A 14,887-nucleotide genomic window follows, 5' to 3' on the forward strand; every position below is an offset into this window, starting at 1 on the left:
CTCGGCGAGCGTTTGTCGGACCGGCTTCGTAGAATCGTCTGCAATGACCATCACCTCTGACCGCGGAACCGCCACGTCCGGCCCGGACGACTTCGACGAGCCGTCGGACCTGCACCTGCCCGGCGGGACGGCCCCGCACGACACGTCGACGCTCAGCGTCCGTGGCGCGCGCGTCCACAACCTCCGGGACGTCGACCTCGAGATCCCGCGCGACTCCCTCGTCGTGTTCACGGGGCTGTCCGGTTCGGGCAAGTCCTCGCTGGCGTTCGACACGATCTTCGCCGAGGGACAGCGACGCTACGTCGAGTCCCTGTCGGCGTACGCCCGCCAGTTCCTCGGCCAGGTGGACCGTCCGGACGTCGACTTCATCGAGGGCCTGTCGCCCGCGGTGTCGATCGACCAGAAGTCGACGAACCGCAACCCGCGGTCAACGGTGGGCACCATCACCGAGGTCTACGACTACATGCGTCTGCTCTGGGCGCGCATCGGCATCCCGCACTGCCCAGTCTGCGGCGAAGTGATCAGCAAGCAGAGCGTGCAGCAGATCGCCGACCAGCTGATGACGCAGGAGTCCGGCACGCGGTTCCAGGTGCTCGCGCCGATCGTGTCGAAGAAGAAGGGCGAGTTCGTCGACCTCTTCCAGGAGCTCGCGGCGTCCGGCTACTCGCGCGCCATCGTCGACGGTGAGCGCATCCAGCTGAGCAGCCCGCCGACGCTGAAGAAGCAGGTCAAGCACGACATCTCGGTCATCGTCGACCGCCTCGTCGCCAGCGACGACATCCTCGGGCGGCTGACGGACTCGCTCGAGACCGCCCTGCGCCTGACGAACGGCACCGTGGCGATCGACCTCGTCGACCACGAGGGCCCCGGCGCCGTGCGGACGTACTCCGAGAACCTGTCGTGCCCGAACAACCACCCGCTGGCCCTCACCGAGATCGAGCCGCGGACGTTCTCGTTCAACGCCCCGTTCGGCGCCTGCCCGGAGTGCTCGGGCCTCGGCACCCGGATGTCGGTCGACCCGGACCTGGTGCTCGGCGACCCCGACGCCTCGCTCAAGGACGGCGTGCTGCTGCCGTGGACCGGTGCCAGCGGCCTGTACTCGTACTTCGAGAAGCTGCTCGCCGGACTCGGCAAGGAGCTCGGCTTCCGGATGGACACGCCGTGGAGCCAGCTCCCCACGTCCGTGCAGGCGGCGATCCTGACCGGCAAGGACTTCGAGGTGTCGGTGTCGTGGCGGAACCGATTCGGCCGTGAGATGCGCTACACCAGCGGGTTCGAGGGCGTCATGCCCTACATCGAGCGGAAGTTCGCCGAGGCCGAGACCGACTCGCAGCGCCAGCGCTTCCAGGGCTACCTGCGCGAGGTCCCCTGCCCGGTCTGCGACGGCACCCGTCTGAAGCCCGAGGTGCTCGGCGTGACCGTCGACGGCCGGAGCATCGCCGACGTCACGAGCATGGCCCTCGACGAGGCCTACGCGTTCATGGCGGACATCGCCCTCACCAAGCGCGAGGCGCACATCGCCGCCGCCGTCCTCCGCGAGATCCGGGCACGGCTCGAGTTCCTGCTCGAGGTCGGACTCAACTACCTGACCCTGGCGCGCGGTGCCGGCGGGCTCTCCGGCGGTGAGGCGCAGCGCATCCGTCTCGCCACGCAGATCGGTTCGGGTCTGACCGGTGTGCTCTACGTCCTCGACGAGCCGAGCATCGGTCTGCACCAGCGGGACAACCGCCGCCTGATCGACACCCTGGTCAAGCTCAAGGACCTCGGCAACACGCTGATCGTCGTCGAGCACGACGAGGACACCATCCGGACCGCCGACTGGGTCGTCGACATCGGACCCGGTGCCGGTGTCAACGGCGGCAAGGTCGTGCACTCCGGTTCGTACGCAGACATGATCGAGAACCGCGAGTCGATCACCGGCGACTACCTGGCCGGCCGCCGCTCGATCGAGATGCCGTCCGAGCGCCGGACGGTGAACCGCAAGCGCGTGATCACCGTGCAGGGTGCCCGGGCGAACAACCTCAAGGACGTGGACGTCGACTTCCCGCTCGGCGTCTTCACGGCGGTCACCGGCGTCAGCGGCTCGGGCAAGTCGACCCTGGTGAACGACATCCTCTACAAGGTGCTCGCCAACCAGCTGAACGGCGCCCGACACATCGCCGGCAAGCACACGCGGGTGAAGGGCCTCGACCAGCTCGACAAGGTCGTGCACGTCGACCAGGCGCCGATCGGCCGCACCCCGCGCTCGAACCCGGCGACCTACACCGGCGTGTTCGACCGCATCCGGCAGCTCTTCGCCGAGACGCAGGAGGCCAAGACCCGCGGCTACCAGCCCGGTCGCTTCAGCTTCAACGTCAAGGGCGGGCGCTGCGAGAACTGCTCCGGTGACGGCACGATCAAGATCGAGATGAACTTCCTGCCCGACGTCTACGTCGCGTGCGAGGTCTGCGGCGGTGCCCGGTACAACCGCGAGACGCTGCAGGTCCACTACAAGGGCAAGAGCATCTCCGAGGTCCTGGACATGCCGATCAGCGAGGCAGCCGAGTTCTTCGAGCCGATCTCCGCGATCCACCGGTACATGGCGACGCTCGTCGACGTCGGGCTCGGCTACGTCCGACTCGGGCAGAGCGCGACGACCCTGTCGGGTGGCGAGGCGCAGCGCGTCAAGCTCGCGACCGAGCTGCAGCGCCGCTCGAACGGTCGCACGGTCTACGTGCTCGACGAACCGACCACGGGTCTGCACTTCGAGGACGTCCGGAAGCTCCTCCTCGTGCTGCAGTCGCTGGTCGAGAAGGGCAACACCGTCATCACGATCGAGCACAACCTCGACGTGATCAAGTCCGCCGACTGGGTCATCGACATGGGCCCCGAGGGCGGCTCCGGCGGTGGCACGGTCCTCGCGACGGGCACGCCGGAGCACGTCGCCGACGTCCCGGAGAGCCACACCGGTGTCTTCCTCCGCGAGATCCTCGAGGCGCAGGACGCCCGCGTGGGCAAGGAGCGGTCGGTCGGCGCACGTCGAGCAGGTGCACAGAAGGCAGGTGCTCGCTAGGTGGCCGACACCGTCTCCTGGCGGCCGAAGGCGGGGGAGATCCCGACCGACCCGGGCGTCTACCGATGGCGTGACGGCAACGGCCGGGTGCTCTACGTCGGCAAGGCGAAGAACCTCCGTGCCCGCCTGAGCAACTACTTCGCCCCGCTGCCGACCCTGCACGAGCGCACCCGGCGGATGGTCCTGACGGCCAAGAGCGTCGAGTGGACGACCGTCGGCTCCGAGATCGAGGCACTGCAGCTCGAGTACACGTGGATCAAGGAGTTCGATCCGCCGTTCAACGTCAAGTTCCGGGACGACAAGTCGTACCCGTACATGGCGATCACGATGGCGGACGAAGCGCCGCGCGTGATGGTGACGCGGAACCGCAAGATCAAGGGCGCCAAGTACTTCGGGCCGTACCCGAAGATCTGGGCGGTGCACGACACGATCGACCTGATGATCAAGGTGTTCCCGATCCGGACCTGCTCCGAGTCCTCGTACAAGCGGGCCATGCAGACCGGCAAGCCCTGCTTCCCGGGGCAGATCGGCAAGTGCGGCGGCCCGTGCTCGCAGCGCGTCACGATCGAGGAGCACCGCGCCCTCGTCGAGGAGTTCGTCCGCTTCATGGGCAGCTACGACCGTCGGGTCATCACGCAGCTCCGGCAGCGGATGGCCGCCTCGGCCGACGCCATGCAGTACGAGCAGGCCGCACGCTTCCGCGACCAGGTCGAGGCGCTCGAGGCGGTCCTCGAGAAGTCCGCCGTGGTGCTCAAGGACTCGGTCGACCTCGACCTGTTCGGCATCGCCGAGGACGAGCTCGCCGCCGCCGTGCAGCTGTTCTCGGTCCGTGGTGGCCGCATCCGCGGTGTCCGCGGGTGGGTCGTCGACAAGGAGCTCGACATCAGCACGGGCGACCTCGTCGAGCAGATCGTCCAGGGCGTCTACGCCGAGGACGGTCTGTCGACCGGTGCCGACGGCGCACTGCTCACCCAGGCCAGCGCGGACCCCACCCCCGGGGTCGCGAACGACGGGCCGCCCCGCGAGATCGTGGTGCCGGTGCTGCCGGACGACGCCGACGCGCTCCAGCAGTGGCTCAGCGACCGCCGCGGGGGTCGTGGCACGAAGCTCAGCACGGCGCAGCGGGGTGACCGCGCCGGCCTGGCCCGCACGGCGTCCCAGAACGCCCAGCAGGCGCTGATGCTCTACAAGACCAAGCGCTCGGCCGACTACACCACGCGTGCCGCGGCCCTGGCGGACATCCAGGAGGCCCTGGGCATGACCGAGGCGCCGCTGCGGATGGAGTGCTACGACATCTCGCACCTGCAGGGCACGAACGTCGTCGCGTCGATGGTCGTGTTCGAGGACGGGCTGCCCCGCAAGGACCAGTACCGCCGCTACACGATCGCCGAGACCACCGACGACACCGACAGCATGTACCAGGTCCTCAGCCGGCGCGTGGCCCGGCTCGACGAGGACGCAGCCGTGCCCGACGTGCCGGACGTCACGGCGGACGGCGTGGTCGAGGGGTCGAAGCCGTCGAAACGGTTCGCGTACCGCCCGCAGCTGCTCGTGGTCGACGGCGGGCAACCGCAGGTCGCGGCGGCGAAACGTGCGCTCGACGAGGCCGGCGTCAGGGACATCGCCCTGGTCGGCATCGCGAAGCGGCTCGAAGAGCTGTGGCTGCCGGACGACGACTTCCCGGTGATCCTGCCGCGCAACTCCGAGGCGCTCTTCCTCATCCAGCGCCTCCGCGACGAGGCGCACCGGTTCGCGATCACGCACCAGCGGACCCGTCGGAAGCGTGACGTCCGCTCGCAGCTCTCCGAGATCCCCGGGCTCGGACCGAACCGGGTCTCGGCGCTGCTCAAGCACTTCGGGTCCGTCGCCCGCCTCCGGCAGGCGACGGCAGAGGAGGTCGCCGAGGTCCCGGGCGTCGGACCGGCGACCGCTGCCGCGGTGGTCCGGAAGCTCACGACCGTGCCGGTCAGTGCCCCGGAATCGTCCAGCGCTCCGGAACCGGCCAGTGCCCCGGAACCGACCAGTGCCCCGGAACCGACCAGTGCACCCGAGGCGGCCAGTGCGGTTCCGACAGGCGCGCCGCCCGCCGGTCCGTCTGGGCCGGGAGGCCCGGTGCGCGTCCCCGAGACGACCCCGGACGGTCCGCACCGACCTGCATGACCCCGGCACGGGCCTCCCGGCCGGACGGTAGCCTGGTCGCGGACCCGGGGCGGACAGCCCCTGGGTCCGTGGGCCGACCCCGCCGAGCGTGCCGCGCCCGGTGACGACGGGTGACCCGCCCGGCCACACCACGATGGAGCCCCTTCGCAGATGACCGACACCACCTCGCAGCAACAGCACGACGTCCTCATCGTGACGGGCATGTCCGGGGCGGGGCGGTCGACGGTCGGCAAGGCGCTCGAGGACCTCGGCTGGTACGTCGTCGACAACCTGCCGACGCAGATGCTCGGACCGCTCACCGACCTGGCGGACCGTGCGGGGGAGTCGATCCCGAAGATCGCGACCGTCGTCGACGTCCGCGGTGGTCGGTTCTTCACGGACCCCGAGCGTGCGGTGCAGTCCTTGCGCGAGAGCACGAGTGCCCGGGTGAGGGTGCTGTTCCTCGAGGCGACCGACCAGGTCCTGGTGCGCCGGTTCGAGCAGGTCCGCCGACCGCACCCGCTGCAGGGCGAGGACACGCTGCTCGACGGCATCGCCCGGGAGCGCACCCGGTTGCTCGGGCTGCGCGAGGCATCCGACCTGATCATCGACACGTCCGACCTGAACATCCACCAGCTCGCGAACGCCGTCACCGAGCGGTTCGCCGAGGACCGGTTCGTCGGGGTCCAGGTGACGCTGATGAGCTTCGGGTTCAAGTACGGGCTGCCCACCGACGCCGACATGGTGGCCGACGTGCGGTTCATCCCGAACCCCTACTGGGTGCCGGAACTCCGGGCGCACACGGGGCTCGACAAGCCGGTCTCGGACTACGTCATGGAGCAGTCCGGGGCCCGTCCGTTCGTCGACCGCTACGCCTCCGTCCTGGAGCCGGTCTTCGAGGGGTACCAGCGCGAGAACAAAAGACACGCTACGATCGCCATCGGCTGTACCGGCGGCAAGCACCGTTCGGTCGCCATCGTCGCCGAGTTGGCGAACCTGCTCCGCGGGATGCCCAACGTCGCCGTGCGTGTGAAGAACCGAGATCTCGGCCGGGAGTGACCGTCCCACCGGCTGCCTCCACACGTGTGCGCCCCGGGACCGCAGAGCCCCACCCCGAAGAACGTAAGGAATGATGCCGTGCCGTTGACTGCCGAGGTGAAGGACGAGCTGGCCAGGGTCGTCGTCAACCGGAACACGGTCCGCGCCGCCGAACTCGCGACCGTCCTGCGTTTCGCCGGGGGCCTGCACGTCATCTCCGGCCGCATCGCGGTCGAGGTCGAGCTCGACACCCGGATCATCGTGCACCGCGTCCGCAAGGACCTCGCCGAGCTCTACGGCGTCCGCAGCGAGGCCTCCGTCGGGTCCACCGCGTCCTCGCGTCGCGGCACCCGCTACCTCGTGCGTGTGCTCGAGGCCGGCGAGACGCTCGCCCGGCAGACCGGTCTGATGGACGCCCGTCGCCGTCCGGTGCGTGGCCTCCCGAACCGCCTGACCACCGGCAACCGCGAGGACCTGGCCGCCATCTGGCGCGGTGCGTTCTTGGCCTCCGGCACCCTGACCGACCCGGGCCGTGCCGCGGCGCTCGAGGTCACCTGCCCGGGCAACGAGGCCGCCATGGCGCTCGTCGGGGCAGCGTCCCGGCTCGGCATCGCCGCGAAGGGTCGTGAGGTCCGCGGGGTGCACCGCGTCGTGATCCGCGACGGTGAGGCGATCGGCCAGATGCTCACCGCGATGGGCGCCGCCCGCACCACCGCCGACTGGGAGGAGATGCGTCAGCGCCGCGAGGTCCGCGCCACCGCCAACCGCCTGGTGAACTTCGACGACGCGAACCTCCGCCGTTCCGCACAGGCCGCCGTCGCCGCGTGCGCCCGGGTCGAGCGTGCACTGGAGATCCTCGGCGACGAGGTCCCCGACCACCTGCAGTACGCCGGGGCCCTGCGCCTCGAGCACCGTGACGCCTCGCTCGACGAGCTCGGGCAGCACGCGGACCCGCCCATGACGAAGGACGCGATCGCCGGACGCATCCGTCGCCTGCTCGCGATGGCCGACAAACGCGCCAGCGACCTCGGCATCCCGGGCACCGAGGCCAGCGTGCCGGAAGAGCTCGAAGGCGCCTGAGCGCAGCGCCGGGAGCAGCCCACCGGGCGGCTCCTGCACCGGCCGACGGACCCCCGTGGTCGCCGCACCGACCCCGTCCCCGCGACGGCGTCATGCAGGCGGTCCGCGGGGGTCCGACTGCTAGGGTCGGTACGGCGACGTCACGGGGCGTATCGTCCACGTGCGTGGGTCGGCCGTCGTCGATGACGACGCCTCCACACTCCGAAAAAGCAGCGTCTCCCGAGGCGCTCCACACCCAACAGGAGATCCATTGACCGTCAAGATCGGCATCAACGGCTTCGGCCGGATCGGCCGTAACTTCTTCCGCGCCGCTCTGGCCAAGGGCAGCGACCTCGAGATCGTGGCGGTGAACGACCTCACCGACAACGCGTCCCTCGCGAACCTGCTCAAGTACGACTCGATCACCGGCAAGCTCGGCGTCTCCGTCGAGCTGGACGGCGACAACATCGTCGTCGACGGCAAGGCCATCAAGGTCCTCGCCGAGCGCGACCCCGCCAACCTGCCCTGGGGCGAGCTGGGCGTCGACATCGTCATCGAGTCGACCGGCTTCTTCACCAAGGCCGCCGACGCGCAGAAGCACATCGACGCCGGTGCCAAGAAGGTCATCATCTCCGCCCCGGCGACCGGTGACGACGTCACGATCGTCCTCGGCGTGAACGAGGACACCTATGACGCCGCGAACCACCACATCATCTCGAACGCCTCGTGCACCACGAACAGCCTCGCGCCGCTCGCCAAGGTGTTCCACGACGCGTTCGGCATCGAGCGTGGCCTCATGACGACGGTGCACGCCTACACCGCGGACCAGAACCTGCAGGACGGCCCGCACAAGGACCCGCGTCGTGCCCGTGCCGCCGCGCTGAACATCGTCCCGACCTCCACCGGTGCGGCCAAGGCCATCGGTCTGGTCCTGCCGGAGCTCGCCGGCAAGCTCGACGGCTTCGCGCTCCGCGTCCCGGTCCCGACCGGTTCGATCACCGACCTGACGCTCGAGACCAAGTCCGACGTCACCGTCGACGAGATCAACGCCGTCTACAAGGCCGCCGCCGAGGGCCCGCTGAAGGGCATCCTGCTCTACAGCGAGGACCCGCTGGTGTCGACCGACATCACGACGGACCCGCACTCCTCGATCTACGACTCCGGCCTGACCAAGGTCATGGGCAACCTCGTGAAGATCACCTCGTGGTACGACAACGAGTGGGGCTACTCGAACCGCCTGGTCGACCTGACCGAGTTCGTGGGCGAGAAGCTCTGAACTGATGGCTCTCCGCACCCTCGAGGACCTCGGCGACCTCGCCGGCAAGCGTGTCGTCGTCCGCTGTGACCTGAACGTCCCGCTCAAGGACGGCACGATCACGGACGACGGCCGCGTGCGGGCGTCGCTCACCACCCTGAACACCTTGATCACCGCCGGCGCGCGCGTGGTCGTGGTGTCCCACCTCGGCCGACCCGACGGCGAACGGAAGCCCGAGTACTCGCTCGCGCCCGTCGCCCAGCGGCTGTCCGAGCTGCTCGGCAAGCCGGTCGCCTTCGTCGACGAGACCGTCGGCGACGGGGCGACCGCGGCTGCCGAGGCCCTCGAGGACGGTGACGTCCTGCTGCTCGAGAACCTCCGCTTCAACCCGGAGGAGACCTCGAAGGACGCCGCCGAGCGCACCGCCTTCGCGGAGCGCATCGCCACCCTGGGGGACGCGTTCGTCTCCGACGGGTTCGGCGTCGTGCACCGCAAGCAGGCCTCCGTGTACGAGCTGGCATCGGCGCTCCCGAGCGCTGCCGGTCAGCTCATCGAGCAGGAGCTGACCGTGCTCGAGCGGCTGACCAAGGACCCGGAGCGCCCGTACACGGTCGTGCTCGGCGGGTCGAAGGTCAGCGACAAGCTCGGTGTCATCGACCACCTCCTGCCGCGGGTCGACACGATCTGCATCGGCGGCGGCATGCTCTTCACCTTCCTCGCGGCCCAGGGCCACGGGGTGGCGAAGTCGCTGCTCGAGCAGGACCAGCTCGACGTCGTCCGTGAGTACCTGTCGCGGGCGACGGAGCTCGGTGTGACCATCGACCTGCCGACCGACGTCGTGGTGGCCTCCGGGTTCGCCGCGGACGCCGAGCACGAGACGGTCGCCGCGGACGCCATCGAGTCGTCCTCGTTCGGCACCGACGGCATCGGCCTGGACATCGGACCGGAGACGGCGGAGCGGTTCGCCCGCGCGGTCGCTGCATCGAAGACGGTGTTCTGGAACGGGCCGATGGGCGTGTTCGAGTTCCCCGCCTTCGCCGCCGGTACGAAGACCGTCGCCCAGGCGCTGACCGAGGTCGACGGCCTCGGTGTTGTCGGCGGTGGCGACTCCGCCGCCGCGGTCCGGTCGCTCGGCTTCACCGACGACCAGTTCGGCCACATCTCCACCGGTGGTGGGGCGAGCCTCGAGTTCCTCGAGGGCAAGTCGCTCCCCGGCCTCGAAGCCCTCGGGTGGTCCGCATGACCCGCACGCCGCTCATCGCCGGGAACTGGAAGATGAATCTGGATCACCTCCAGGCCATCGCCACCGTCCAGAAGCTCGCCTGGACCCTCAAGGACGCCCGGCACGACCACGCGGACGTCGAGGTCGCGGTCTTCCCGCCGTTCACCGACCTGCGCAGCGTCCAGACGCTGATCTCGGCGGACAAGCTGCCGCTGGCGTTCGGCGCCCAGGACCTGTCGCAGTACGACTCCGGTGCCTACACCGGTGACGTCTCCGGCGCGTTCCTGGCCGCGCTCGACGCGAAGTACGTCATCGTCGGCCACTCCGAGCGTCGCACCATGCACGGCGAGACCGACGAGATCGTCGCCGCGAAGACCGCCGCCGCCGTCAAGCACGGCCTGGTGCCGGTCGTCTGCGTCGGCGAGACCGGCGAACAGCGTGAGCAGCGCGGGGCCGGCGTCGTGCCGGTCGAGCAGCTGCAGGTCGTCCTCGGCGCGGTGCAGCCGTCCGAGATCGTCGTCGCGTACGAGCCGGTCTGGGCGATCGGCTCCGGCCAGGCCGCCACGGCCGAGCAGGCGCAGGACGAATGTGCGGCGCTCCGTCGTGGGATCGCCGCCGCCTGGGGTGACCAGGCGGCCGCCGACACGCGCGTGCTGTACGGCGGTTCGGTGAAGTCGGGCAACATCGCCGGCTTCCTCCGCGAGCCCGACGTCGACGGCGCGCTGGTGGGTGGCGCGTCCCTCGACGTGCAGGAGTTCGCCGCCATCGCGCGGTTCCAGCAGCACGTCGGTCTCTAGTCCACCACCGCCGGGGCGCGACGGGCACCGCCCGTCGCGCCCCGTGCCGTGTCCCTCCCGCACCGCCCAACCCGCCCGGGTCCCGAGCGCGCTCCGCGCGACCGGTATACTCGGATGGCTGACTGACACGAAAGGTACGTCGTGGCGATACTCTCCGTCGTGCTGCAGGTCCTGCTCGCGATCACGAGCCTCCTGCTCACGCTCCTCATCCTCCTGCACAAGGGCCGCGGTGGCGGCCTCTCCGACATGTTCGGCGGTGGTGTGACGAGCAACCTCGGGGCATCCGGCGTCGCCGAGCGCAACCTGAACCGCATCACGGTGATCCTCGGGCTCCTCTGGATCTCCAGCATCATCGTGCTCGGTCTCATCAACAAGTTCACGGCAGGGAGCTGACATGGCATCCGGAGGAAGCGCAATCCGCGGTTCGCGCGTCGGCGCGGGCCCGATGGGCGAACAGGACCGCGGGGTCCAGGCCGAGCGCGTCGCGATCTCCTACTGGGACGCGATGGGCAACGAGGTCGTGCGGTACTTCGCCGCGAACCTGCCCGACGAAGAGATCCCGGAGACGGTCGATTCCCCGTCCACGGGTCTGCCGGCCGGTCGCGACAAGGAGAACCCGCCGCAGGTCGCGAAGACCGAGCCCTACAAGACGCACCTCGCGTACGTGAAGGAACGGCGCACCGAGGAAGAGGCAGCGCAACTCCTCGAGGACGCGCTCCAGCAGCTGCGGCTGCGTCGCGGGACCGCGGCCAAGTAGCCACGGCAACAGACCGAGCACACGGAGCAGGCCCCCACACCGGATGGTGTGGGGGCCTGCTCCGTTCGCGCTCGACCGGCGACGCGCGGCAGCGGCGGGCGACCAAACGCCGGGTGACCAGACGACGGACGGGAGGCCCGGTACCAGCTGGTACCGGGCCTCCCGTCCGTCCGCAGGCGCGTCACGCGCCCCGTGCGTCAGTACGTCGACGCGATGAGGTTCTCCGGGACGTCGCGTGCGGCGTCCTGGTCGACGAAGAAGACCGTGCGCTTCCGGCCCTGCACGCCGCCCACGGGGACCTCGTCCACCGCAGCGCCGGCGAGGGCGAGTCCGAGGACCGACGCCTTCTCGGCACCCGAGAGGATGACCCAGACACGCTGCGACGCGTTGATCACCGGGTAGGTCAGCGTCAGACGCTGGGCCGGCGGCTTGGGGGAGTCGTCGACGGGCACGACCTTGCGGTCGGTGATGCGCAGCTGCGGGAACTCCGGGAACAGTGACGCGGTGTGGCCGTCCGGGCCGACGCCGAGCAGCGTGATGTCGAAGCGGGGCGTCTCCGCGGAGTCGGGGGCGGCGGCGAGGAGCTCGCGCTCGTACTGCGTCGCGGCCTCGTCGATGCTGATGCCGGCGTCCGACGGAGCCATCGGGTGGATGTTCTCCGCCGGGATGTTCACGTGGTCCAGGAAGTCGGTCTGCGTCCCGGTGATGTTCCGGTCGGCGTCGCCCTCCGGCACCCAGCGCTCGTCGACCCACCAGACGTGGACCTTCGACCAGTCGACGCTCTGCTTCGCCTGCGACTGACCGATCGCTGCCAGGACGAGGGTGGAGACGGAACCGCCGCTGATCGCGATGTCGGCCCGTCCCTGCTCGTCGAGGACGTCGATGATCTTCGTGATGAAGCGTGCGGCGACGGAGGCGCCGAGGGCCTGCTTGTCGGGGTGCACGAGCACCCGCCGTTCGTTGGTCACGTGACTCCTGTGTTCGTGGTGCGGCCGGTGCGACCGCGGTCGGTCCGGCCGGCCGCCCGACCATCCCGCCGCGGACGGCAGCGGGGGAGGACGGACGACCGGACCGTGGGGGTTCAGCCCGCGATGCGTTCGCGGAGCTTGGCCACCCCGTGCTTGACGACGTCTCCGAAGAGGACGTCCGGGTCGAGTCTACGGAGTTCCTCGGCCAGGCAGTCGCGCAGGTTGCGGCGCGGCAGGGAGAGGTCGTGCGTCGGCTGACCGGGCATCGACAGCGTCGCCACGTCGACCAGGGAGCGCTCGAGCTCGATCGTCCCGGACTCGCGGACCAGGGTCACACCGTGGATGCCGGACGAGCCCGTGGCACGGGGTGAGGTGGTGACCTCGACCGGGACCTTGAGCTGCAGGCCGAGCCAGGCGGCGAGCAGCACGGTCGACGGGCTGTCGGACGCGCCGGAGACCTCGACGGCGGTGATCGGCTCGAACGGCGGCTGGTCGAGCGCCGCGGCGAGCTGGTTCCGCCAGAGGGTCAGGCGGGTCCAGGCGAAGTCGGTGTCGCCCGGCGCGTAGGAGTCCGCCAGCGCCATGATGGCCGCGTTCGGGTCCTTCTGCGCCGCCGCGTCGGTGATCCGGCGCTGCGCGATCCGGCCGAGCGGGGACGCCGAGGGCTTCTCCGGCGCGGCTTCCGGCCACCATGCGACGACGGGCGCGTCGGGCAGGAGCAGCCCGGTGACCAGGCTCTCCTCGTCCGCCGCGGTCTCGCCGTAGGCACGGAGGACGATGACCTCGCTGGCGCCCGCGTCGCTGCCGACGCGGATCTGCGCGTCGAGACGACCGGGGGAGGCGATGTCGCCCTCGTTCTTCGACACGATGACGACGCGCATCGGGTGTTCGCGGGACGCCTGGTTCGCGGCTTCGATCGCCTCTTCCTCCCGACCGAGCGCGGTCGAGACGACGAGGGTGAGCACGCGGCCCAGGGCGACGGCGCCGCCCTCTTCGCGGATGTGCACCAGGGTCTTCTGGATCTTCGAGACCGTGGTGTTCGGCAGGTCGATCTTCATGGACGCCTCCAGGTCCGACCGTCGCGGGCCAGGAGCTCGTCGGCCGAAGCCGGGCCCCAGGTGCCGGGACGGTACTGTTCGGGCTGGCCCTGTGTCCGCCAGAACTCCTCGATCGGGTCGAGGATCTTCCAGGACAACTCGACCTCCTGGTGCCGCGGGAACAGCGGCGGGTCACCGAGGAGCACGTCGAGGATGAGCCGTTCGTAGGCCTCGGGGGAGGCCTCGGTGAACGCGTGACCGTAGCCGAAGTCCATCGTGACGTCGCGGACCTGGGTCCCGACGCCGGGGACCTTCGAGCCGAAGCGGAGCGTGACGCCCTCGTCCGGCTGGACGCGGATCACGAGGGCGTTCTGCCCGAGCGGGGACTGCTCGATGCCGAACACGTCCTCGGGGACGCGCTTGAACACGATCGCGATCTCGGTCACCCGACGACCGAGTCGCTTGCCGGCGCGCAGGTAGAAGGGCACGCCCTGCCACCGTCGGGTCGCGATGTCGAGCCGGATCGCCGCGAAGGTCTCGGTCGTGGACTCGGGGTTCATGCCCGCTTCCTCGAGGAACCCGAGCACCTTCTCGCCGCCCTGCCACCCGCCGGCGTACTGTCCGCGGCTGGTCGCCGTGGACAGGTCCTCGGGGAGCCGCACGGCGGAGAGCACCTTCTCCTTCTCGGCGCGGAGGTGTCCGGCCTTGAACGAGACCGGCTCCTCCATCGCGGTGAGGGCGAGGAGCTGCAGCAGGTGGTTCTGGATGACGTCGCGGGCCGCGCCGATGCCGTCGTAGTAGGCGGCACGTCCGGCGACGCCGATGTCCTCGGCCATCGTGATCTGCACGTGGTCGACGTAGTTCGAGTTCCAGATGGGTTCGTACATCTGGTTCGCGAACCGGAGCGTCAGGAGGTTCTGGACGGTCTCCTTGCCGAGGTAGTGGTCGATGCGGAACACGTCGTCGGGCGCGAAGACGCTCTCGACGATGGCGTTCAGTTCGCGCGCGGTGCGGAGGTCCGAGCCGAACGGCTTCTCGACCACGACACGACTCCAGGAGCCGTCGCGCTTCTCGGTGAGCCCGGAGACCTTGAGCTGCTCCGTGACCACCGGGAACATCTTCGGCGGGATGGAGAGGTAGAAGGCGTGGTTGCCGAGCGTGCCTCGCTCGTCGTCCAGCGTGTCGACCGTCTCCTTGAGCAGCCGGAACGCCTCGGGGTCGTCGAACGATCCCTGGACGAAGCGGATGCCCTGTTCGAGCTGACGCCAGACGTCCTCGTCGAACGGGGTCCGCGAGTGCTCCTTGACGGCGTCGTGGACGAGCTGGGAGAAGTCCTGGTCCTCCCAGTCGCGTCGAGCGAACCCGACCAGCGCGAACCCCGGGGGCAGGAGCCCTCGGTTCGCGAGGTCGTAGACCGCGGGCATCAGCTTCTTGCGGGAGAGGTCTCCCGTCACCCCGAAGATGATGAGGGTGCTGGGACCCGCGATCCGGTTCAGTCGACGGTCCGTGGGCAGCCGGAGCGGGTTGTGCTCCGGGGTGATCGCCACCGGTGACATGTCGGTG

Annotated in this window: 12 protein-coding genes; 9 read left to right on the forward strand and 3 right to left on the reverse strand. The window is 69.9% G+C overall.

The window, feature by feature from the left end:
- Positions 1-43: 43 nt before the first annotated feature.
- From uvrA to JOD51_RS07950, 9 genes are all read left to right on the forward strand, one after another.
- On the forward strand, positions 44-3,052 hold the full coding sequence (gene uvrA, locus JOD51_RS07910) for an excinuclease ABC subunit UvrA (protein ID WP_239539813.1): 3,009 nt from the start codon (positions 44-46) through the stop codon (positions 3,050-3,052).
- Complete coding sequence (uvrC, locus tag JOD51_RS07915; protein ID WP_204607760.1) at positions 3,053-5,212, forward strand: excinuclease ABC subunit UvrC; 2,160 nt, start codon at positions 3,053-3,055, stop codon at positions 5,210-5,212.
- Positions 5,213-5,362: 150 nt separating this feature from the next.
- Positions 5,363-6,250, forward strand: a complete 888-nt coding sequence (gene rapZ / locus JOD51_RS07920; protein ID WP_111073544.1) for an RNase adapter RapZ — start codon at positions 5,363-5,365, stop codon at positions 6,248-6,250.
- A 78-nt stretch (positions 6,251-6,328) separates the two neighbouring features.
- The gene (whiA, locus tag JOD51_RS07925) at positions 6,329-7,309 is read left to right on the forward strand and encodes a DNA-binding protein WhiA (protein WP_110902223.1); all 981 of its coding nucleotides are present in this window, start codon (positions 6,329-6,331) and stop codon (positions 7,307-7,309) included.
- Positions 7,310-7,559: 250 nt separating this feature from the next.
- Positions 7,560-8,564 (forward strand): type I glyceraldehyde-3-phosphate dehydrogenase, encoded by a 1,005-nt coding sequence (gene gap, locus JOD51_RS07930; protein WP_204607761.1) that lies wholly within the window; start codon positions 7,560-7,562, stop codon positions 8,562-8,564.
- Positions 8,565-8,568: 4 nt separating this feature from the next.
- A complete protein-coding gene (locus JOD51_RS07935) occupies positions 8,569-9,786 on the forward strand; it encodes a phosphoglycerate kinase (protein WP_204607762.1) in 1,218 nt (405 codons plus the stop codon).
- Complete coding sequence (gene tpiA, locus JOD51_RS07940) at positions 9,783-10,562, forward strand: triose-phosphate isomerase (protein WP_204607763.1); 780 nt, start codon at positions 9,783-9,785, stop codon at positions 10,560-10,562. The genes JOD51_RS07935 and tpiA overlap by 4 nt, the downstream gene beginning before the upstream one ends.
- Before the next feature lie 141 nt (positions 10,563-10,703).
- Positions 10,704-10,955, forward strand: coding sequence for a preprotein translocase subunit SecG (secG, locus tag JOD51_RS07945; RefSeq protein ID WP_110825023.1), 252 nt, complete (start codon positions 10,704-10,706; stop codon positions 10,953-10,955).
- Between the two features lies 1 nt (position 10,956).
- Complete coding sequence (locus JOD51_RS07950) at positions 10,957-11,319, forward strand: RNA polymerase-binding protein RbpA (protein ID WP_204607764.1); 363 nt, start codon at positions 10,957-10,959, stop codon at positions 11,317-11,319.
- A gap of 197 nt (positions 11,320-11,516) precedes the next feature.
- Here the strand turns inward: JOD51_RS07950 and pgl are convergent, their stop codons facing one another.
- The 3 genes from pgl to zwf form a co-directional block, all read right to left on the reverse strand.
- On the reverse strand, positions 11,517-12,287 hold the full coding sequence (pgl, locus tag JOD51_RS07955) for a 6-phosphogluconolactonase (RefSeq protein WP_204607765.1): 771 nt from the start codon (positions 12,285-12,287) through the stop codon (positions 11,517-11,519).
- 113 nt (positions 12,288-12,400) lie between these two features.
- Positions 12,401-13,345 carry a glucose-6-phosphate dehydrogenase assembly protein OpcA gene (locus JOD51_RS07960; protein WP_204607766.1) on the reverse strand — a complete coding sequence of 315 codons (945 nt, stop codon included), beginning with the start codon at positions 13,343-13,345 and terminating at the stop codon, positions 12,401-12,403.
- A complete protein-coding gene (gene zwf, locus JOD51_RS07965) occupies positions 13,342-14,880 on the reverse strand; it encodes a glucose-6-phosphate dehydrogenase (RefSeq protein WP_166778867.1) in 1,539 nt (512 codons plus the stop codon). Before zwf ends, JOD51_RS07960 begins: the two co-directional genes overlap by 4 nt.
- Between the last annotated feature and the right edge of the window lie 7 nt (positions 14,881-14,887).

The organism is Curtobacterium herbarum, from assembly GCF_016907335.1.
GTDB lineage: Bacteria > Actinomycetota > Actinomycetes > Actinomycetales > Microbacteriaceae > Curtobacterium > Curtobacterium herbarum.

Coding starts and splice junctions, on each gene's coding strand:
- uvrA (WP_239539813.1), top strand. CDS start 44: ATGACCATCACCTCTGACCGCGGAACCGCCACGTCCGGCCCGGACGAC.
- rapZ (WP_111073544.1), top strand. CDS start 5,363: ATGACCGACACCACCTCGCAGCAACAGCACGACGTCCTCATCGTGACG.
- JOD51_RS07935 (WP_204607762.1), top strand. CDS start 8,569: ATGGCTCTCCGCACCCTCGAGGACCTCGGCGACCTCGCCGGCAAGCGT.
- tpiA (WP_204607763.1), top strand. CDS start 9,783: ATGACCCGCACGCCGCTCATCGCCGGGAACTGGAAGATGAATCTGGAT.
- JOD51_RS07950 (WP_204607764.1), top strand. CDS start 10,957: ATGGCATCCGGAGGAAGCGCAATCCGCGGTTCGCGCGTCGGCGCGGGC.
- JOD51_RS07960 (WP_204607766.1), bottom strand. CDS start 13,345: ATGAAGATCGACCTGCCGAACACCACGGTCTCGAAGATCCAGAAGACC.
- zwf (WP_166778867.1), bottom strand. CDS start 14,880: ATGTCACCGGTGGCGATCACCCCGGAGCACAACCCGCTCCGGCTGCCC.